The sequence below is a fragment of the Coprococcus comes ATCC 27758 genome (genome assembly GCF_025149785.1).
In the GTDB taxonomy this organism is placed as follows: Bacteria; Bacillota; Clostridia; order Lachnospirales; family Lachnospiraceae; genus Allocoprococcus; species Allocoprococcus comes.
The window spans coordinates 232,011-252,872 of sequence record NZ_CP102277.1 but is presented as its reverse complement, the minus strand read 5'-3'; the positions used below and the strand labels follow the sequence as shown (position 1 = coordinate 252,872).

The 20,862-nt window shown below is 45.4% G+C and carries 17 protein-coding genes; 8 read left to right on the top strand and 9 right to left on the bottom strand.

What is annotated here, in order from left to right; genetic code table 11:
* The first annotated feature begins 3 nt into the window (after positions 1-3).
* Entirely contained in the window at positions 4-930 is a 927-nt protein-coding gene (locus tag NQ556_RS01325) for a S1 RNA-binding domain-containing protein (RefSeq protein ID WP_005333538.1), read from the top strand.
* A 495-nt stretch (positions 931-1,425) separates the two neighbouring features.
* Here NQ556_RS01325 and NQ556_RS01320 read toward each other — a convergent pair whose 3' ends face one another.
* From NQ556_RS01320 to NQ556_RS01280, 9 genes are all read right to left on the bottom strand, one after another.
* Positions 1,426-3,882, bottom strand: coding sequence for an ABC transporter permease (locus NQ556_RS01320; RefSeq protein WP_243426630.1), 2,457 nt, complete (start codon positions 3,880-3,882; stop codon positions 1,426-1,428).
* 5 nt (positions 3,883-3,887) lie between these two features.
* Positions 3,888-4,559, bottom strand: a complete 672-nt coding sequence (locus tag NQ556_RS01315) for an ABC transporter ATP-binding protein (protein ID WP_172676439.1) — start codon at positions 4,557-4,559, stop codon at positions 3,888-3,890.
* A 95-nt stretch (positions 4,560-4,654) separates the two neighbouring features.
* Positions 4,655-5,908 (bottom strand): sensor histidine kinase, encoded by a 1,254-nt coding sequence (locus tag NQ556_RS01310; RefSeq protein ID WP_005333534.1) that lies wholly within the window; start codon positions 5,906-5,908, stop codon positions 4,655-4,657.
* Positions 5,881-6,555, bottom strand: a complete 675-nt coding sequence (locus tag NQ556_RS01305; protein ID WP_005333533.1) for a response regulator transcription factor — start codon at positions 6,553-6,555, stop codon at positions 5,881-5,883. The genes NQ556_RS01310 and NQ556_RS01305 overlap by 28 nt, the downstream gene beginning before the upstream one ends.
* A gap of 225 nt (positions 6,556-6,780) precedes the next feature.
* Entirely contained in the window at positions 6,781-7,164 is a 384-nt protein-coding gene (locus NQ556_RS01300) for a hypothetical protein (protein WP_226850873.1), read from the bottom strand.
* A gap of 55 nt (positions 7,165-7,219) precedes the next feature.
* Positions 7,220-7,453: an LPXTG cell wall anchor domain-containing protein gene (locus NQ556_RS01295; protein ID WP_005333531.1), complete on the bottom strand. Its 234-nt coding sequence runs from the start codon at positions 7,451-7,453 to the stop codon at positions 7,220-7,222.
* Between the two features lie 61 nt (positions 7,454-7,514).
* Positions 7,515-7,844, bottom strand: coding sequence for a DUF1648 domain-containing protein (locus NQ556_RS01290; RefSeq protein ID WP_022415592.1), 330 nt, complete (start codon positions 7,842-7,844; stop codon positions 7,515-7,517).
* An 85-nt stretch (positions 7,845-7,929) separates the two neighbouring features.
* The gene (locus NQ556_RS01285; RefSeq protein ID WP_005333529.1) at positions 7,930-8,643 is read right to left on the bottom strand and encodes a hypothetical protein; all 714 of its coding nucleotides are present in this window, start codon (positions 8,641-8,643) and stop codon (positions 7,930-7,932) included.
* A gap of 155 nt (positions 8,644-8,798) precedes the next feature.
* The gene (locus NQ556_RS01280) at positions 8,799-9,110 is read right to left on the bottom strand and encodes a helix-turn-helix domain-containing protein (protein ID WP_179960461.1); all 312 of its coding nucleotides are present in this window, start codon (positions 9,108-9,110) and stop codon (positions 8,799-8,801) included.
* 448 nt (positions 9,111-9,558) lie between these two features.
* Between NQ556_RS01280 and NQ556_RS01275 the strand changes: the two genes are divergently transcribed.
* From NQ556_RS01275 to NQ556_RS01245, 7 genes are read left to right on the top strand one after another with little or no spacing between them, the layout of a single operon-like run.
* Positions 9,559-9,936, top strand: a complete 378-nt coding sequence (locus NQ556_RS01275) for a hypothetical protein (protein ID WP_005333524.1) — start codon at positions 9,559-9,561, stop codon at positions 9,934-9,936.
* Positions 9,937-9,954: 18 nt separating this feature from the next.
* On the top strand, positions 9,955-10,665 hold the full coding sequence (locus tag NQ556_RS01270) for a hypothetical protein (RefSeq protein ID WP_005333522.1): 711 nt from the start codon (positions 9,955-9,957) through the stop codon (positions 10,663-10,665).
* Positions 10,666-10,680: 15 nt separating this feature from the next.
* Positions 10,681-11,589, top strand: a complete 909-nt coding sequence (locus NQ556_RS01265) for a hypothetical protein (protein WP_005333520.1) — start codon at positions 10,681-10,683, stop codon at positions 11,587-11,589.
* Position 11,590: 1 nt separating this feature from the next.
* The gene (locus NQ556_RS01260) at positions 11,591-13,282 is read left to right on the top strand and encodes a lysozyme family protein (protein WP_005333517.1); all 1,692 of its coding nucleotides are present in this window, start codon (positions 11,591-11,593) and stop codon (positions 13,280-13,282) included.
* A gap of 10 nt (positions 13,283-13,292) precedes the next feature.
* Positions 13,293-13,913, top strand: a complete 621-nt coding sequence (locus tag NQ556_RS01255; protein WP_023921583.1) for a DUF5038 domain-containing protein — start codon at positions 13,293-13,295, stop codon at positions 13,911-13,913.
* Positions 13,910-17,107, top strand: coding sequence for a TraG/VirB4 family ATPase (locus NQ556_RS01250; protein ID WP_023921581.1), 3,198 nt, complete (start codon positions 13,910-13,912; stop codon positions 17,105-17,107). The genes NQ556_RS01255 and NQ556_RS01250 overlap by 4 nt, the downstream gene beginning before the upstream one ends.
* A 56-nt stretch (positions 17,108-17,163) precedes the next feature.
* Positions 17,164-20,796 (top strand): VaFE repeat-containing surface-anchored protein, encoded by a 3,633-nt coding sequence (locus NQ556_RS01245; RefSeq protein WP_243426629.1) that lies wholly within the window; start codon positions 17,164-17,166, stop codon positions 20,794-20,796.
* The last annotated feature ends 66 nt before the right edge of the window (positions 20,797-20,862 follow it).

Below are 20,862 nucleotides of genomic sequence, written 5' to 3'. Positions count from 1 at the left end.
ACTATGATGCCAAACGAAACAACCAACACACCTATTTTAACTCTGGATTCCGATGCGAAGCTGGAAACAGCCCAGTCCATTTCAGACCTTACCTGGCATGAGATCCAGAATGCCTACCGTACCCGCCGGATCTTAACCGGAATGCTTGGCGGTATCGAGAAAACAGAAAACGGCAGCCTCATTGCCGTGGTTTACTACAAGGATTTCCGTACTGTCATCCCAGTAACTGAGATGATGATCCATCTCATGCAGGATGAAGCACACGATTATGGGGAGCTTGCTCTGCGGCAGAACAAAATCCTCAACAATATGCTTGGATGTGAGATTGATTTTCTGATTAAGGGATTAGATCCGAAGACACGCAGCATTGTCGCCAGCCGGAAAGAAGCGATGCTGAAGAAACGCCAGATCTTCTATCTGGATAAAGATGCTTCCGGAATGCCGAAAGTTTATGAAGACCGTATCGTGCAGGCAAGAGTCATTGCTGTTGCGGAAAAGGTAGTCCGGGCAGAAATTTTCGGTGTGGAAACCTCCATTCTTGCCAGAGACCTGTCCTTCGACTGGATGGGTGATGCCAGAGAACGCTTCCAGGTAGGCGATCACATCCTGGTACGCATCCTGGATGTGCGGGCAGACTCACCGGAGCAGGTCATTGTCCACGCAGATGTCAAAAGTGTGGAAGGCAACACCAGCAAGGAAAACATGAAAAAATGTAAGATTCAGGGAAAATACGCCGGAACTGTGGAAGACATCCATAAAGGCACCGTCTTTGTCCGGCTCTCCATCGGTGTCAATGCCATTGCCCACTCCTGCTATGACAGCCGGACAGTCGGGAAAAAGGATCAGGTATCCTTTGTGGTGACGCATATTGATGAAGAGCGTAATGTTGCCCTCGGCATCATCACCCGCATCATCAAGCAGACCATATAAGGCTTCCACCTTATTTTTAAATAGCTTTTTTTCATATACAGCACCAATTAGTCCAGCAAATACTCACGATACAGCTACATAAGGTGACAGAATAAAATATTTTTCAGACCATTACCTTATTGTACTGAAAACGGTAACGTGTTATACTGATTCGGTATTACTGAACCGGAAAGACGGATGCATTTCGATTTTGCCCTCTAGTATCCAAGGAGGGTGATGCCCATGAATACAATGGAAGTATTGACTTTACTATTGGTAATTTTTGCGGCTTTGACTTATATAGATCGACATAATAAGAAATAGCATCCACGACCCTAGGAAAGTTTTGGATGCTATGACTTATACATAGAATATAAAATTTAACTGAGGGCATCAGATTTTGCATCTGAATACCTTTCTTGAGTTCATTATACACTGGGGGATTTGAGAAATCAAGTCCCCCTTTTTATTATGACATTGATTAGTATCTGCATTAAACATCAGAAATTTATATTCTTACTCACTGAAACGAATTCTCTCTATCAATGAATCTTTCCTTACTGACTTTGCAATGAATATTGCCAATAACATCTGTATCACAAACAATGTTAAAATTATAATAATAGCTGCTGTTACCGGATAATGGTATGTGCTGATATCAAACATTCCTGTACGCTTTGCATATAAAAACAACGGATATCCTGCAAGACTTCCCACTCCGATACTGATAATAAGAGTGCCTACTGTATAGAATATACCTTCCAACTGGAGCATCTTCATCAACTGACGGTCCGACATTCCGATTGCCTGCATCATGCCAAGCTCCTTTTTTCGCACATGGACACTATTGATCATTGTGTTAATCAAGTTCATAATGCTGATTGCTGCCAGAATGATGATAAATGCATAACATGCACCTCTAGTCATCTGCATGGCATTTTCCCATGTATCGTACTCATTCTTCCAGGTACGCATCTGCAGTCTGCCTGATCCATCCACAATAGCCTGTAGAGATGCTTCCAGTGCCTCATCATAATCCTTATCTGCAATCACCTGAAAATAGCTGGAAGAATTATTTATGGTAAGTTTCTCTGCCCCTTCTTTTGCCATGATAAGACAGTTATAGTTTGTCAGACCTCTTCCATATTCACCAATTGCTGCCACTTCAATCTCTTTTTGAAAGGTATTATCTCCATCATGAATATTGAGTTTCAGCTTATCTCCCACTTTAATATCTGGATACCAGTGAAGTAGCGCGCTGTCCAGAATCACTTTATCCCCGGATTTCAATTCCTCGTATGTGACATTGCCTTCAGTGATTCCTTTTTTCAGCTCTTCTGCGTATTCTTCCGGCACTCCATTGATAAATTCGGTTCCAATTTTTTCTTCAAAAGGTCCTCCTGATACCTTCAACGCGGTAAACACATCTACCCGCTCAACACCGTCAAGCTCCTCTATCTGCTGCTTTAGTCCTTCATTTAATGGATTATTCTTTTGAACCTCCGCCCATTCATATTCAGGATGCTCTTTATTCCCGGATTCCACAATTGGAGAAATCTCATATTGCCCCACAATCGAACTCTTTGCACTTTCCATCGGATTTGCACAAGACAGCACCGTTGCTACCATCATGACAAATATTCCGGTAACGGCCATAGATACAATCGTGATAGTACTCTTCTTTTTATTCTCTGCAAGATTTCTCTTGGTCAGTCGTCCGATATTCAGAAATTGATATCCCTTCCTGCTGCTTTTCTGTCGCTTACTGCCTCCCTGGTAACGCATAGCTTCTATTTCTGATACCTTCGCCGCCATACGCATAGGCTTCATCAGTGACAGATACACTGTACACAGAGTCACTGCAATTGCCAACAGATAAATCCACCAATAATAAAGTTGGACTTCTCCTTTAGCTACAACCTTGTATGCCTCTGTTATAAGTACGTTTGAATCCTTTGCATGTTCTACAAACTGGAGAAGTACAACTTTCACAGCAACTGTTCCGATCAAAAGTCCTATCGGAATGGCAAACAACGCCACTCCCATTCCCTCTCTTAGTACGATTTGTCTAAGCTGCCGTTTCGTAGCCCCGATTGCCTTTAACTTTCCAAATTCCCGAACCCTCTGGTTCATAGATACATAATAAACACTATAAATTGTGATAATGCCCGCCAATACAACAATAAGCATGATTCCTACAATCACCGGAATTGTAGCCGGATCCACATAATTTGCTGCAAGATACTCTTTATTAATATTCATGTCATCCTCGGAAATCCCGAACTGTCTGGCAATATTCTGTATCGTCTCTGTATAATCTGCAGTCGTATTTCCTTTCTGTCCATTCACCTGAAGTAAAAACCGATATTTCACCTGTTCTACCGGTATCTCCGCTTTCAGAAAGGCCTCTGAAACCAATGATGTATATTGTTTTTGTTCTTTGCTGCTCTCATTATCTGCTAAAAAACCACAGATTCGAAAGTCTTTCTCCTTCGTATAATCCAGTCCGTCATCTTTCAGAATCTGATAAGGTACTGTGATAGTGTCACCGATTTTCCCATTCTGTCCTAATGCTTCCAGTATTCCTTTTGAAACCACAATATCATTTTCTTTCTGCGGAAGTTGCCCCTCTTTCAGCTTCACTTTATAAAGTTCCATCCCTGTTCTGTCCATATACATCATGGAAACCGTCGCATCTTCCAGATTCATGTACCCCGCATCGCTGCGGAGTCCGTAAGTTTTCACATCATGATGTGCCGCCAGTTTCATAACTGTACTCTCGTCCACGTTCCGATAAAGGGCATGCCATGTTGGATAAATCTTATTGATTACCGCAAAGTTCACTTCCACCATATCTTTTCCGATTGATGGGATTACGAACAGCAGTAATGTTGTCAGGATAATGGCAATTCCAATCAGTATGTTTTTGCTCTTATAATGCCGCATATTGCAATATGCAACTCTGGTCGTCATCTTCATTATCTTCTCACCGCCTTGCCATCTTCAATGATAATCATTTCATCCGCCATCTGGGCAATCGTTTCATCATGGGTAATCATGATAAGCGTCTGCCCGAAATCCGACACGCAGCTTTTCAATAGGCTCATAACCTCTAGCTCAGTCTGGGAATCAAGGTTTCCAGTCGGCTCATCCGCCAAAATTATCGCCGGTCTTGTCACCAATGCCCTGGCTATCGCAGTTCTCTGTTTCTGTCCACCAGACAAAGCAGACGGCATCGCATCTTTCTTATCCTGCAGTCCGATTTTTTTGAGAATATCTTCCACTTCCCGCGGCTTTACCTTGCGATTATCAAGTCCCAGCGGAAGAACGATATTCTCCCACACATTCAGCGATGGAATCAGATTAAAATCCTGAAAGATAAATCCTATCTTCTTTCTTCGAAACTGTGCCAGTTTATCATCTTTTCGAGAATAGATATCGGTTCCATCAATCCATACTTTGCCGGAATCCGGTCTGTCAAGCCCTCCAATCAGATGCAGAAGTGTAGATTTTCCGGAGCCGGAACGTCCTACGATAGCTGTAAACTTGCCTCTCTCTATCTGTAAACTTGTATGATCCACGGCTCTCACCTGATTCTCGCCTTCTCCATAATACTTTACTAGATCTTCTACTTTTAAAATACTACTCATATCTTCAAGTCCCCTTTCCATTTCATACCCCTACTATAACATTCCTGCATTACAAAACCCTTACAACAACCATAACAGTTTTGTAAGGGTTCCGACTATTCTCCTATTATGAGCGGCAGTGTCACTTTAAATATCATACCTTTCTCAGCCTTTCTTTTGGCTGCTATTGTCCCCCCCTGTTCTTCTATGATCTTTCTGGCAAGATACAGACCGACACCCGCTCCGTCTTTTACCTGTTCCTTTGCTTTCCTTCCCCGGTAAAATCTCTGATAGATCTTATGCAGTTCCTCCGCAGGAATGCCCATTCCTTCATCTTCTACTTCAATAAGCACATTGCTTGCTAGCTCCTGCGTCCTCACTGTAATCGTTGTATGTTCCGGTGAATATTTGACTGCATTCTCAAGGATATTCGTTAATGCTTCTACCGTCCATTTTGAATCATGGTTCACAACTATATCATCATCCATCTCCACCTGAATGGAAATATCTTTTCCTCTTGCCTTCATATAAATCTGACTGACAGCCTCTGTTAGCGTTTTCTTCAGGCTTTCATGAAGCGAATGTATCTGGATCATATGTGTTTCCAGCCTTGAAAGATTTACCAGTTCATTCAAGAGCTGTTCCAGTTTGGTAAGTTCCTGTGATTCCTGCTCCAGAAACTCCCTCTGTTCTTCTCCTGTAACCCGATTTTCTGCCACCAGCTCATGACTCATCCGGAGTGATGCAAGCGGAGTCTTCAACTGATGGGAAATATCTGTAATCAGACTCTTCGTACCATTTTCTTCCTGCTCCAGACGTTCCTTCAAATCTTCGAAATATTGCCCCAGCTCCTTTACAGATTCCCACACCTTTAACCATTGTTCCGATTCTGATGTTTCTTCAGGATATGTTTGGAATTTTCCTTTTCTGAATTCCTGCAGACATTCATATAATTGCTGTAATTGTTCCTCATCACCGTATCTGCTCCAGTTTTTTCTTCGGTCCAGGTACAAGAACAGGCTACATACTATGACTCCCACTAGTAATCCAATTCCCCAGATAATCCTTATAACCACATCTGAAGATCCACTCCCTGAGTGATAACCATAAGTTTCTTCCAGCATCTGTACGACTCTTTCTATCTTCTGATCGTCCCGGTCTCTTATAAAATCTACTGTTCCTGACTTTTCCCAGATTGCAACTATTTCCCCTTCCAGTTCAGGATGTTCTGCAAGGAGCAGTGCTATCTGCGTTGCTTTCGCATTTTCCTCATACTTTGTTATCAGATACATTCCTACTGTAAAAAATACTGCAAAGATTACATATACGATAAAATACCGTTTTAATTTTTGTTTACCTTTCCGGTCCATATATATCCCAGTCCTCTCACATTCGCTATCTCTTCTGTTCCAAGTTTATTCTTCAGTCTGCTTATATTGACAGTAACCGTATTATCATCGACAAATTGACCGTCTATATCCCATACATGCTCCAGGATACTTTCTTTTGAAACAATCTGTCCTGCATTCTCCCAGAGATACAGCAACAGAGAGAATTCTTTCTTACTTAAAGTAACTGGTTCATCCCCTTTATACACCTGCATCGTTTTCATATGCACCGTAATCTCTCCGGAAGACATAATCTGTGCCTGTACCTTAGAAAGCCGTCTCATCAATGCGTTCACCTTCGACACCAAAGCCATCAGTGAAAATGGTTTGGTAATATAATCATCTGCCCCTGTATCATAACCATTTACAATATCTATTTCCTGATCCAAAGCCGTAAGATAGATAAGATATGTATCTCCACCTGCACGTACCATCCTTCCAAAATCCAGTCCTGTACCATCCGGCAATGTAATATCGCTGATAACAAGAGCATAATCTCCTTTTTGAAATGCTTCTTTTGCTTCCTTTATTGTATAAACCTGACGAACCTCATACCCTTCCCGTGAAAGTAACAGGGCAATTCCCCGATTTAGATTCAAGTCATCCTCCAGTAATAATATTTTCTGCATCAAATACTCCACCTCTATTTGTAATAACCTGTTCTTTTATCATATCAGTCCTATCTTTTGTCTACAATAAAAATAAAATTAACATACATACTTTTCCTTCATATGTTCAAGGATTTCACCGGATACTGCTTCAGAAATCGATCAATCCATTTCTGATTGCTTCTCTGTAACATCCGAAGTCTGGATAAAAGCTGTAGACAACTGCAGCTCTATGTTACTAAAGTCCTATCCATCAATACAGGAGTTATAGAATGCCGTGAAGATACCGTCAAATTCCATTTCAATAATATGTAGGCTGTCCATTGTGTGCTCCAGATAAGTCAGTGTTCCTCTATCCAAATCTATACTCGGCTTTCCTAGTGAGTTTGCTATTACATCTGGATTTGTAATTCCAAACATCTCCTTTATATCCGGCATAAGATAATCCACGATATCCGGCAGCCTTTTCTCATACGCCTGTGCCAGTTCAACTGCATGCTTCTCATAATCGGAATGTATACTGTCACAGACAAATTCAATCCCGTTTATTTCCATCTTATAGTAATCATTATTCTCATCATAGACAAACGCTGTACCCTTACTTTTTTTATTTTTTTCCAAAATCCCCATGATATATCTACACTTTCCCGGTTCTTCCGCCATACACAGTCTAAAAAACTGTAACTTAATGCTTACGTTTGTAAAAAATAACTCCTGCCAAAATCAATAAAATAATTCCAACTACAATCATAAAAATAAAATTATCACCATTTAACTTCCCTGCTATGAAAATAGAAGTCGGGCCATCCGCACCACCAATAACAGAAACGGCTGTGTTTTCTTTCTGCTTCAGTACAATGCCAATGACTGCCAATACAATTCCTAAAATTCCGGCTATGATTCCCAATCGCTTTTTCATTGCTACCACCTCAAATCATTTTTATCTGCTCAATCAAATGTAAATTGTTATGCAAGTATTTCTATGCAAATGAAGCATAGATAACCCATATTTCTGCAAACATTACCAATAAAAGTACACCATCTATCATCCAATTAAACTGAATGTCCGTTAAGAAAGTTTTTGAATGTGTCAGGCAATATTTTACTTTTTCTCGTCCAGTCAAAAAAGTGATAAGCACTTGTAATATAGGAAATAAAAATATTTGTATTTTTCTTCCATAATCATCCGCAATCCCATTTGCAAAATGTACTGGAATAATACTCGGTAAGAAAAATATACTTACAAGAGCAAGCAAAAATCCTATTATACAAATTATCCATGTGAATTTTCTAGTATTGATAAATTTCATAACAATCCTTCTTTCTGCTAAATTCAAGTTTTTCCAATACATAACACGTACTTACATTATACTCCTCACCAATGCAAACCTCAATTTATTCTCCATCCTTTTTCCCGTTATTAAGCTTCGGGCAGTAAAATGCCTTTACTTCCACCCCATCTTCCTCCGACTCAATTTCCACATAATAATCCCGGATAAAGTATCCCGCATTATGCTCCTGAATGGCGTACAGCTCCAATGTCTGAAAATCCACCAGTACCAGATCACGGGGCTTGGGTTTTTGCGTTTCCTCACAGAATACCTCCATGCTTTCCACCAGCTTATCCAGGCATTCCTGACACAGATGGTTCTGTACTTTTTTCACATCGAAGATACTATCTTCCCCGTAATCCACCGATACTTCGGAAATCCCGTAATCCGACATCTGCTCCGTATGGAAAAAGCAGCCGCCTTCTCCTGTCCCGGTATAACCCATATGCCCGTTTCCCTGCGGGCCGGTAAGATTCCCGTCCTCATCATGATTCCGGATATGCATATCCATCACATACCAGTGATTGGTACAGATCACTCCCAGATCGTCAAACTTCCGGAAATAATCCATCATACTCCGTTCATCGCTTCCACACAGCCAGCACTGTTTTGGATCTTTCAGCTTGCTTTCTACTGATTCAGGCACCTTTCTTTCTACCGGGTGATATTCCTGCTCCTGTGTTTTTTCAAGATAACCTGTCAGATCCAGCCGGCTGATTCCCAGTCCGATCAGAATTCCTGACGCACATGCCAATAATCCCACATATCCCTTTTTCATATTATAGTCATCCTTTAAGAATTAGTTTTATAATGCTTTTAGGATTACTATATCAAATCTTGCAATCACTTTCATCATAAATCGCATATTTTTATGTGTTTTATTGCATATACAGCTTTCAAAAAAACTGCCTGCGGCAATTTCGCAGACAGCTTCTATTTCATCATCTCTTCAATTATCACATCCAGCATCCGAAGCACGCTTTCCTGCTTCTTCGGTGTGAGCCTTTCCAGCTTTCCTTCCACTACAGAAGTATGTTCCATTCTGGTAAGAGGAATCACTTCCTTCAGCACTTCATTCGGTTCCGCACCTAATACATTCAACAGCTTTACAAATGTTTCCATCGTAGGTGTTTTCACTTCCCGCTCAATCGCACCCAGATGGTTGGTACTGATATCCACCAGTTCAGCCAGTCTCTCCTGCGTAATTCCTGCCTCTTCCCTGTACCTGCGGATTGCCTTTCCCATTCCTTTCACACGCACACCTCCTCCTTCCAGTATTCACTAACGCTTAAAGCATTAGTCATGTAAATCCAGTATAATTGGTTGCAAATCACGCTTACAGTATCCATAAGGATTGCATTTATAACGCTTTTAGCGTTGGTCACATTTTTGGCACTCCATCGTCTGTAACTGGCACAGTCCTGCGATTGTAGCGGTAATTTACCCATGTTAAAATTGATATTGTCAAAATTATATGCAGAACGAAACGCAGCACTGCCGTATGGGAAGCCTCTCCTGCGGCAAATAAGCTGCGTTTTTTCTGTAAGATAGGAGGATCTTTACAATTTCATACTTTGATTTAGGACGCAGCCTGCATTGACCGGGCTGCGTCCTTTCTTGAGGCAGGAAAACCATAAGCAAAGGCAGGGGAGGTAATTCTCCTGCCGCTCTTATAAAAAGGAGGTACTTTTACGTGAAACACAAACTGAAAAACGCTCCGCCGGACACAAAACGGCATGTCAATTATGGCAGATGCCTGTATGCTGCATTTCTGGCTGTCACAGTCCTCTGCGGATACACACAGCCGGTTTTTGCCGCTACCATCTGGACCAAAGCCAATGAGATCATGAAGGATGTCTATAACCAGATTATCCTCATTTCCACCATTGCTGCAGTCGTAACGGCATCGGTTGCCCTTCTGATGATGAATTTTTCCAAAAGCGGAAAAACCGTGGACGAATCACGTGCATGGCTCAAGCGTATCGTCATTACCTGGGCGATCTTAAACGGGCTTGGCTTTATCATGGCTTACATCACCCCGTTCTTTGCAGGCGGAAAATGGAACGGATAGACGAAAGGAGATGCCACTATGGGAATACTTGACGGAATCGTGGAATGGATTGCCGAACAGGTCATGAACATTCTGGATCTGATCACCACTTCAGTCCTCGGTGCTCTGGGCTGTTCCATGGATACGTTTCTTCGCTACTTTCCTGCTGCCGAGACCATGTATCAGGTCTTTCTGGCACTGGGCATCGGGCTGATCCTCTTAAACTGGGTATGGCAGCTCTTTAAAAATTACTTTATGGGAGCCGGTATCGAAGCGGAAGATCCCATTAAGCTGTCCATCCGTTCCTTCCTCTTTATCTTTCTCACCTTCTATGCGAAAGATATTGTGGATCTGCTCCTGAAGATTTCAGGAACACCGTACAACTGGATTCTGACGGAAGACCTGCCGCCTTTAAAATTTGCGGATTTTAACTCCGTAGTCACAGTCATCCTGGGAGTCTGTGCAAATGGGGCGGTAGCCATCATTGCACTGATTCTGGTACTGATTCTGGCGTGGAACTACATCAAACTGCTCTTTGAAGCGGCAGAACGCTATATTCTTCTGGGGGTACTGGTCTACACAGCCCCGGCAGCTTTTTCCATGGGTGCCAGCCAGTCAACCGGAAATATCTTCAAAAGCTGGTGCCGGATGCTTGGCGGCCAGTTCTTTTTGCTTCTGATGAATGCGTGGTGCCTGCGGCTGTTTACTTCTATGGTCGGCACCTTCCTTGCCAATCCGTTATCCCTATAAGAAAGGAGGACCAAAATGAAACTTAGAAAGAAACTCATACCATTCCTGGTACTAACTGCCTGTCTGGTACTGTTTTGCTCCATGCCGGTCTTTGCAGCGGAGCTTACGGAAGCAGACGTGGAAGCGGCAGTTGCCAGTCAGGGAAAGGAAGCGGTAACCGGAAATGTCTTCGTCTGGTTCCTGTGTGCCATTGCCTTTTTAAAGGTATCCCAGAAAATTGATTCTTTTCTGGCATCGCTTGGCATCAATGTCGGCAATACCGGAGGAAACATGATGGCTGAACTTCTGATTGCAGGACGGAGCCTGACCGGTTCCATGCGTTCCCATGGTGGTGGCGGCTACCACAAAGCCTCTTCTCCCGGAAGTGCGGCTGTCGCAGGAAGCTTCCTATCCGGCGGGCTTGCCGGGGCAGTGGGAAGACAGGTACAAAGAGAAGCGGTCAATTCCGCAACCGGTTATACCGAACACAGCAGTATCGGAAACATGCTCTACCAGTCATCCCTGAACAAAGGCGGAGACTTTGCCAATCAGGTCATCAGCAACATTGCACAGGGAAATTACGGTCAGGTAGGTTCCATCAAGGGAGCAGACGCACAGAAAGCCTTTACTTCCTATATGGGCATCAATCCGGGCGGCGGTTCTTCCTATGATAATGTAGAAATCGGTGGCGGAAGGATCACCGGTACCGAAACCGGAAGCTCCGGAAACCGGGATTTTGCCCTGTACCATGCCGACCAGTATGCAGCTCCTACTCAGGGCTCCTACTCTACGGTACAGTCCGTGGATGGTTCCACCTGGTACAAGCAGTATGCACAGGATACGGTCGAAAAAACACCATATACTTCCGGCAGCGGCAAAGTAGCCTACAATGAATCCATTGTCCAGAAACTGCCGCCAGCCCCACAGCGAAAGGAGCGTATGTAACATGCCAAAAACAGCCTTGATGGGCAGTCCTCTTGCTGTCATCGGTACAGTATTCCGGCACAGGCGCACCCTTGCGAAAACTGGAGCAGCCGTCGGCGGTGTACTGATGCTTCCCATTCTGTTCCTTGTCATGCTTCCGGGACTCGTCTTCGGAGACCTCTCTGAAAATACCGGAGCACTGACCAGCAACACGGTAATCAGTGAAAATATCCGGGCTTCCAATCAGGCAATCGTGGAGGTGCTTCAGGAAAGCCATGATGCACTGCTTGCTAAGATCAATGCGGAAATTGCCAGACTCCCGGAAGGAGATACTGCCTCTATCAGCGATCCTTACGCTTCCAGTATCATCGTAAATGCGAACCAGCTCATCGCACAGTTTTGTGCCAGCCAGGATGACTATAAAAATATAAATATCAGCAAACTCAAAAGCCTGATCCGGGAAAACGAGGACGGGCTTTTTTCTTATGACGTTACTTCAGAAACGGCCACGGTGGAAGTTCCGGCGGAAGAGGAAAATGCACCACCCAGAAAGGTTACTTTTACCCGCCATACCTACACGGTCAGCTATGCCGGAGATGCCTACTTTGCAGATCACGTCTTTCATCTGACCGATAAGCAGAAAAAAACGGCAGACAGTTATGTGGAAAACCTGACCATGTTCTTTGGCGGCTCCGCTTCCGGTCTTGCCATGGCGGTAGGTGTCAGCGATGAGGTGCTGGCTTACCGGGCTACCATCCAGCAGGTCGCACAGAAATACGGCATGGAAGCTTATGTGGAACTCCTCATGGCAGTCATGATGCAGGAAAGCGGCGGGCGTGGAAGCGATCCCATGCAGGCGGCAGAAGGCGGCTTTAATAAGAAATACCCCCATGTCCCCAACGGCATCACCGATCCTGCTTATTCCATCGAATGTGGGATTCAGGAATTAAAGTATGCACTGGATAAAGCAGGATGTACCGGACCTACCGACCTGGACCGCATCAAGCTGGCGCTTCAGGGTTACAATTACGGCTCCGGCTATATCGACTGGGCAATGGAACGTGACGGCGGTTATACCAAAGAAAACGCCATTGCTTATTCGGATATGATGTGTGCCCGTCCGAACTGGCATTATGACCGGTATGGGGACAAGGAATATGTGGAGCATGTTCTCCGGTATTATCAGATTACCAATACCGGCGGAAGCTATCCGGCAAACGGAATGCAGATTCCGCACTATCTCCAGACCGATTACGGGAACATTCCTTATGGCGGCGGCTCCATCGCATCTTCCGGCTGCGGGCCTACCAGCTTTGCCATGATCGCCAGCTACCTGACCGGGAATACCATTACCCCTCCGGATGCGGTGGCATGGTGCGGGAATTCCTATTACAAGCCGGGAGTTGGAACCTACTGGAGCTACTTTCAGGCTGCAGCCAGTCATTTCGGCTGTGGCAGCGTCACACAGACCAGCAATGCCAATACGGTACTTCAGGCACTCTCCGAAGGCTGTCCGGTCATCTCCTCTCAGCGGGCAGGACTTTTCACCAGCGGCGGACACTTCATCGTACTCCGAGGTGTTACGGCAAACGGCAAGGTACTGGTCAATGATCCCAATGACAGTGACGCAAAGAACTATATTAACCGTGAATTTGATATGATGTCGGAAATCCATGCTACGGCAAATGCCTACTGGATCTTCGACAAAAAATAAAGGAGCCATTATGAACAGAACAAAAGTGATTCTTTCCATTTTTCTGATGCTGTTTCTGCTGCTTGCCGGACTGGTTCTCCCCAGTTTCTGGAAAAGCCAGAAAAAAGAAGCTTCCGGAAACAAAGGCAGGGAACCGGCAAAGGAAACAACAGAAACAAATTCTGATACCCCCATGCCGGAATATCTGGATTTTGATGCTTTAAAAGCATTTTTCTCCGACAGCCAGATTGCTTCTCTCAAAGGGCAGTTTCCTGTCTACCTAAAAGAGTATGTCAAAAAAGAACAGACAAGCATCACCTTCCTGCCGGAAAAAACCAGCTACCCTACCGAAACAACCGTCTGCCTGATGTTTTCACTTTCCGATCAGGATACGCTTCCGGTTACCTACCACACCCCGACGGGTGTGTTTTTATTTGGAGAAGACGGGGTACAGGTCTCTGCAGATACGACTGTTTACGAAAAGCAAACCGATGATTCCCTGCCGTCCCTGACTTCGCAGGACATTGAACACCTGCAGGAAGGCGGGTATCCGGATACTTCTGACAGCCCGGAAGCTCCGGACACAGAATCCGGCAGTGCCTCTGTGCCTTCCGAAGATGCGAAAGATACGAAAAAGGAGGTGCAGCCATGACACAGCCAGAAGAAACACCGGTTTCCTTTATCCCTTCCAACTTCATTGAGAAAGGCAAGATCCTAAACGGAACTTTTGACATCCGCAATGCCATAGAAAGCATTGTTCTTTCCCTGGCAATCGGTATCCCTGTTTTCCACCTGCCGCTGTCCCTGACTGCCCGCATCATCATTCTCTGCATGACCGCACTTCCAGCGGCAATGGTAGCCCTGATTGGAATCGGCGGGGAGAGCATCACTGCCTTTTTGATGAATGCCCTGCGTTTTGTAGTGAACCGCAGGGTAATCTGGAGGTCCGACAGTCTTCCGGAAGGAAAGCCACGCAGGAAACCACGTTTCAAAGAGCCAAAGACAAAGAAACACCGGAAAGCAGAAAAAATGGCAGAGCCTTCCAAAGTAATGGCATCGGCTCCCCCACAGTCTGAACCGGACGCACCAGCTCCGCCAAAAAGTAAAAAAAAAGAACACCGGCAGTTTGATACCTCCACCAAGCGGGGCATCAAAAAACAGGCAAAGGAAGATATCCGTTATCTGAAGTGGGAGCAGAAAGAAGCCAGCCGACAGAAAAAAGAGGCGGCGAAACAGATAAAAATACAGAAAAAAACGGAAGCCCGGAGACGAAAGGAGGAAGAAAAACGGGCAGTTTCCGAAAAGCGGGCTGCAAAAAAAGAGCAGAAAAAAAAGGTGGTTTCCAAGGAGGACACCTCATCTGCCACGTCAAAACCCGTTTCCCGGAAAAAGCGAAAGAAAGACCAGACCTTGGAGGATTATCTTCCGGTGGAAAAAATCGCAAACGGAATCGTCTATACCACAGACGGACGGTACGTGAAGATCCTGGAGATTGAACCAATCAACTTTCTGCTTCGAAGTGCCAGGGAACAGCAGGGCATTATCTACAGCTTTATCAGTTACTTAAAGATCAGCCCTGTCAAACTCCAGATCAAGATGATCTCCAAAAAAGCAGACATCAATAAGCATCTGGAGCAGTCCCAGCTGGAGCTGGAGCGGGAAACCGATCCCCACTGTCAGGAACTGCAGCGTGACTACATCCAGTTTGTCCAGAACTTAAGTTCCAGAGAAGCAGTATCCAGACGGTTCTTTCTGATCTTTGAATATGAACCATTCAACGCAAACCGAAAGGAAGAGGAACGGGAAATCCTTGCTGCTCTTGAGACAGCCTCCCAGACCGCCAAAACCTTTCTATACCAGTGCGGGAATGAAGTGGTCTCCCATGACAATGAGGATGAATTTACTACGGATGTTCTCTACACCCTTTTAAACCGTACCCTTTGTACGGAGGTTCCGCTTTCGAACCGGATCAGCACTGTACTGTCCGCCTATACAAAGGAAAATCGCATGGAGGAACTGGATCACATCCGGATCAACGAGTTTCTCGCACCGGAAAGTGTGGATTTCAAGCACTCCCATTATGTGCAGATCAATGGGCTTTACCATTCCTACCTGCTTGTGCCGTCTGACGGCTACAAAAACCGGGTAACTCCCGGATGGCTGTCACTCCTTGTCAATGCCGGGGAAGGGATTGATATTGATTTCTTTCTCCAGAAACAGCCAAAGGACAAGATTCAGCAGCGTCTCGGTCAGCAGATCCGTATCAACCGTTCCAAATTAAAGGATGCGTCCGATACCAACACTGATTATGACGATCTGGATTCTGCCATCCGCTCCGGATATTTTCTGAAGCAGGGACTTGCCAACAACGAAGATTTCTATTACATGAATCTTCTCATCACCATTACTGCTTCCACGTTGGAAGAACTGCAGTGGCGGATTCAGGAAATGAAAAAGCTCCTGATCTCGCAGGATATGAACTTACACTCCTGCTACTTTTTACAGGAGCAGGGATTTTTATCCTCTCTGCCGCTGGCAAATCTGGACAAGAAGCTTTTTAAGCTGTCCAAGCGGAACGTACTGACTTCCGGGGCGGCAAGCTGCTATCCCTTCGTCAGCTACAGTATCTGCGATGATAACGGAATCCTCTTTGGGGTAAACAAGCATAACAATTCCCTGGTCATTGCGGATATCTTTGATTCCAGGCAGTACAAGAACAGCAACATCTGTATCTTAGGCTGTTCGGGAGCAGGAAAGACCTTCACCATGCAGACCATGGCACTAAGGATGCGAAGAAAAGGCATCCAGGTGTTCATCATCGCTCCGCTAAAGGGACACGAATTTTACCGGGCTGCAAGGAATGTCGGCGGAGAATTTATCCAGATCTCTCCTGCCAGTAAGAACTGTATCAACATCATGGAAATCCGGAAGGTAGACAATTCTGTAAATGAACTGCTGGACGGACCGACACTGGATGCCTCCGCACTGGCAGGCAAGATCCAAAGGCTTCACATCTTCTTCAGTCTGCTGATCCCGGATATGTCCCATGAGGAGAAGCAGCTTCTGGATGAAGCCCTAATCAAAACCTATGCCAGAAAAGGGATTACACATAAAAATGAATCCCTGACAGATCCGCAGCATCCGGAGCAGTACAAAAAGATGCCCATTCTGGAGGATGTCTACAATGTCCTGCTGGAAAGCGAGGATACCAAACGTCTGGCTCATATCCTGAACCGCCTGGTTCACGGTTCTGCTTCTTCCTTTAACCAGCAGACCAATGTGGACCTGACCAATAAATATACGGTACTGGATATCTCCGAACTGACCGGTTCCAGCGATCTTTTAACGGTCGGCATGTTCGTTGCCCTGGATTATGTCTGGGATAAAGCGAAGGAAAACCGTACCGAAGAGAAAGCCATCTTTGTCGATGAGGTCTGGCAGCTCATCGGTGCATCCAGCAACCGGCTTGCAGCGGAATTCGTACTGGAGATTGCCAAGATCATCCGTGCTTACTCCGGAGCCGGCATCTTTGCCACACAGGATTTAAACGACTTCTTTGCTCTGGATGACGGGAAGTACGGCAAGGGTATCATCAATAACTGCAAGACCAAGATTATCCTGAACATGGAGGATGAAGAGGCACAGCGGGTGAAGACTATCCTGCATCTATCGGAAACAGAAGTAATGAACATCACCCATTTCCAGCGGGGCAACGGTCTGATCTCAACCAACAACAATAACATCACTGTGGAATTTAAGGCTTCCAATCTGGAAAAGGAGCTGATTACCACAGATCGGCAGGAGCTTCTGGAAATCCTTGCGAAACAGAAGAAACAGGCTGTGTAACTTTTGGCAGCACTGACGCTGCCCTTTTCATTTGAACTTCAAGAAGGAGGAGACTTATGTTACAGACATACAAATCCTATACCAGACGGACGCTGGCTATGCTGCTGGCAGTCCTTGTCGCAGTCGGCGCATTGTTTTCCGGCAGTTTTCCGGTTCATGCAGCCGACGGCACCATCAGCTATAAGGCAGGTGCCAATATCCCTTACGGCAGCTATTTTACCTCCCGCATGAGCTTTGACGGGAGCAATACTGCCTACTGCGTGGAACCACTGAAGAAAACACCTTCCTCTGGTTCCTATTCCTATGACCTTTTAAGCCAGAACTCCCCGCTCAGAAAAGCGCTCTACTACTTAAACGGCGGTTACGGCTACGATAAAGTCGTCAAGGATAAATATTTCAGTGGCTGGAGTGATGATAACAGCTATGTCATCGGACATCTGGTTGTCGCTTACATCTATGCCGGTAATTCCGCTGACACCGGAGCTTTCCATGGCGCCCCGCAGTCCTATATTGATAAAGCACTGGAAGTAGCCAGTGCCATTCAGGGACTTCCGAACCCGCCGGAAGGCTTCCGGGCATTCATCGTTCCGGGACAGGGCAGCCAGACCATTGCCGGAAGCTGGTATCAGGTTCCAAACGGCTGGATCGAACTGAAAAAATCTTCTGCCAACGGAAGCGTATCGGACGGGAATCCGAATTACAGCTTAAAGGGTGCTGTGTATGGGATCTATCAGGGTGAGAAGCTCATCCAGAAACTGACCACTGATGAAAACGGGTATGCCAGATCCGGCGAACTGGAGGAAGGCGATTATACCATAAAAGAGCTCTCTGCTTCCAAAGGCTACATTGTAGACACCAAAGCTCACAAAGTCACCGTAAAAGCAGAACAGACTTCTGCTGCAAACGTAACAGATATTCCGCAGAATAATCCCATGAATCTGGTGCTTGAAAAGCTGGATGCCGAAACAAAGAAAGCCTCCCCACAGGGAGCAGCTTCCCTTGCAAACGCAGAATTTACAGTCAAGTTCTATACCGAGCAGTCTGACAGTGATCCTGCGGAAGCTGGAAAGAAACCGGCACGTACCTGGGTATTAAAAACAGATGTTTCCGGAAAGATGCATTTTACCAAAGATTCCTTTGTAAGCGGCGATGCCTTTTACTATACCAGTGATGGCAAGACCGTCTGTCTTCCGCTCGGTACCATAACGGTACAGGAAAGCAAAGCCCCTGCCGGATACCAGCTCAATCCAACTGTCTTCGTACAGAAAATTACAGGTGACGGTAAGCAGGAAATGGTTTCGGTATACCAGTCTTCTACCATAGAAGAATCTGTCATCCGTGGCGGAGTGAAGATCCAGAAACGTGACAGCGAGACCGGAGAAGCAAAACCGCAGGGTTCTGCCACTTTGGAAGGTACTGTCTTTGCGATCACTACGTTAAATGAAAATCCGGTATTAGTAGACGGAACATCCTACACGAAAGATCAGGTTGTCCTTACACTTACTGCCGATAAATCCGGTTCTGCTGCAACTGCAAAAGATGCTCTCCCATTCGGACATTACCGTGTGGATGAAACAACTGCACCTTCCGGTTATCTGAACAGCGGAAAGATCTCTGTAGAATTTGACATCACAGAACAGGGAAAAATCGTGGAACTGACTGCAAAAGACAATTCCATCTCCAATCAGGTCATCCGCGGGGATCTGGAATTTGTCAAGATTGCTGACGGCAGCCAGAACCGTCTGGCAAATGTGCCATTTAAGATCACTTCCAAAACAACAGGCGAAAGCCATGTGATTGTGACAGATGCCAACGGTTATGCCAGCACTTCCTCCAAATGGAACAAACATACCGCAAATACCAACCGGGGTGAGTCTTCGGAAGACGGCATCTGGTTCGGCACCTCCAAACCGGATGATTCCAAAGGCGCTCTCATTTACGATACTTACACTCTGGCGGAACAGCGTTGTGATTCCAACAAAGGCATGGATCTTTTAACCTTTGAAGTCAAGGTTTATAAGGATTCTGTTCTGATACAGGTTGGAACTCTGACCGATGATGCCATTGAGATCGGCACGACTGCTCTGGATGCCGAGACCGGTACACACATGAGCCAGCCGGCAAAAGAAGTGACCATTGAAGACGTTGTGGAATACGAAGGACTGAAAAAGGGCCAGAAATACAAACTGACTGGAACCTTAATGGATAAAAAAACCGGGGAACCAATCCTTGTGGATGAAAAACCGGTGATTTCTGAAACTGAATTTACTGCAAAGAAATCCTCCGGCTCCGTCAAAGTAACCTTTACCTTTGATGCAACTTCCTTAAAGGGAAAAACAACCGTTGTCTTCGAGGAATTATATCAGGATGAGATGCAGCTTGCAGTCCATACCGACATCAACGATGAAGACCAGACCATCTATTTCCCGGAAATCAAGACTACTGCGAAAGATGCGGACACGAACTCCAATATTTCCTGTGCAAAGGAAGAAATCACGCTGGTGGATACGGTTTCCTTTAAGGGGCTGGTTCCTAACCAGAAATATGAAGTGACTGGAACTCTGATAGATAAAGAAACAAAGAAACCAGTCGAAGCAGACGGAAAACCGGTGACAGCAAAAGCATCCTTCAAGCCAAAAGAATCCGCTGGTACGGTAGATGTTACCTTTACCTTTGATGCCAGCTCCTTAAAAGGGAAAACAGTAGTTGTCTTTGAATCCCTGGCTTACAAAGACAAGGAAGTTGCCGTACACACAGACATTGCGGATGAAGGACAGACTATTTACTTCCCGGAAATCAAAACCACTGCAACAGATGCTGCTTCCGGCACACACTATGCAAAACCGGAAAAAGAACTGACGCTTACAGACCTTGTGGAATACAAAAACCTGATCCCAGGCAAAGAGTACAAGCTGACAGGAACACTCATGGATGCGGAAACCGAAAAACCTTTCGATGTGGATGGCAAAGCTGTGACTGCAGAAACAAGTTTCACTCCGGAAGAAGCTAACGGCAGCGTAGAGCTTTCCTTTACCTTTGATGCCTCTGCACTTTCCGGAAAAACGCTCGTGGCATTTGAAACAATGACTTTTGAAGATCACGAAGTAGCGGTACATGCGGACATCAAAGATGCCAACCAGACCATCTACTTCCCGGAAATCAAAACCACAGCCAAAGACGGCAGTGACGGGGATCAGGATGTCTCTGCTTCCAAGGAAGCGACTATCGTAGATACGGTCACTTATCATGGTCTGATGCCTGGATCTGAGTACAAAGTCATCGGAACCCTGATGAATAAGGAAACCGGAGAGGCTTTGTTAAAAGACGGAAAACCAGTTACCGCTCAGGCAGAATTTAAAGCAAAAAAAGCTGGCGGCTCTGTGGAAGTTACCTTTACCTTCGACGCTTCTGCTCTTGCCGGACAGGATGTGGTTGTCTTTGAAAAGCTCTACTATACAGACGGAAAAACCGAGCATGAGATTGCTTCCCATGAGGATCTGAAGGATGAAGGTCAGACCGTACACATGACGGAGCTTCCGAAAGAACCGGAGACGCCTCCGGTAGCTCCGCCTGTAAAGACCGGCGATGAGACGCCGCTTCTCCTGTATGCCGGAATCGCCATAGCTGCACTTGCAGGTGCAAGTGTCCTGGGCATCGTTTACTTCAAACGCAAAAAGAAACATCAGTAACTCATAACGAAGACTCCTGCAGGCAGCTCCCACATGGAACTGCCTGCTTCTTTAGTAGGTGATGAA

Coding starts and splice junctions, on each gene's coding strand:
- NQ556_RS01295 (WP_005333531.1), bottom strand. CDS start 7,453: ATGAAAAAGCGATTGGGAATCATAGCCGGAATTTTAGGAATTGTATTG.
- NQ556_RS01300 (WP_226850873.1), bottom strand. CDS start 7,164: ATGGGGATTTTGGAAAAAAATAAAAAAAGTAAGGGTACAGCGTTTGTC.
- NQ556_RS01270 (WP_005333522.1), top strand. CDS start 9,955: ATGGGAATACTTGACGGAATCGTGGAATGGATTGCCGAACAGGTCATG.
- NQ556_RS01255 (WP_023921583.1), top strand. CDS start 13,293: ATGAACAGAACAAAAGTGATTCTTTCCATTTTTCTGATGCTGTTTCTG.
- NQ556_RS01325 (WP_005333538.1), top strand. CDS start 4: ATGATGCCAAACGAAACAACCAACACACCTATTTTAACTCTGGATTCC.
- NQ556_RS01280 (WP_179960461.1), bottom strand. CDS start 9,110: ATGGGAAAGGCAATCCGCAGGTACAGGGAAGAGGCAGGAATTACGCAG.
- NQ556_RS01320 (WP_243426630.1), bottom strand. CDS start 3,882: ATGACGACCAGAGTTGCATATTGCAATATGCGGCATTATAAGAGCAAA.
- NQ556_RS01285 (WP_005333529.1), bottom strand. CDS start 8,643: ATGAAAAAGGGATATGTGGGATTATTGGCATGTGCGTCAGGAATTCTG.
- NQ556_RS01245 (WP_243426629.1), top strand. CDS start 17,164: ATGTTACAGACATACAAATCCTATACCAGACGGACGCTGGCTATGCTG.
- NQ556_RS01290 (WP_022415592.1), bottom strand. CDS start 7,844: ATGAAATTTATCAATACTAGAAAATTCACATGGATAATTTGTATAATA.
- NQ556_RS01315 (WP_172676439.1), bottom strand. CDS start 4,559: ATGAGTAGTATTTTAAAAGTAGAAGATCTAGTAAAGTATTATGGAGAA.
- NQ556_RS01260 (WP_005333517.1), top strand. CDS start 11,591: ATGCCAAAAACAGCCTTGATGGGCAGTCCTCTTGCTGTCATCGGTACA.
- NQ556_RS01265 (WP_005333520.1), top strand. CDS start 10,681: ATGAAACTTAGAAAGAAACTCATACCATTCCTGGTACTAACTGCCTGT.
- NQ556_RS01250 (WP_023921581.1), top strand. CDS start 13,910: ATGACACAGCCAGAAGAAACACCGGTTTCCTTTATCCCTTCCAACTTC.
- NQ556_RS01305 (WP_005333533.1), bottom strand. CDS start 6,555: ATGCAGAAAATATTATTACTGGAGGATGACTTGAATCTAAATCGGGGA.
- NQ556_RS01310 (WP_005333534.1), bottom strand. CDS start 5,908: ATGGACCGGAAAGGTAAACAAAAATTAAAACGGTATTTTATCGTATAT.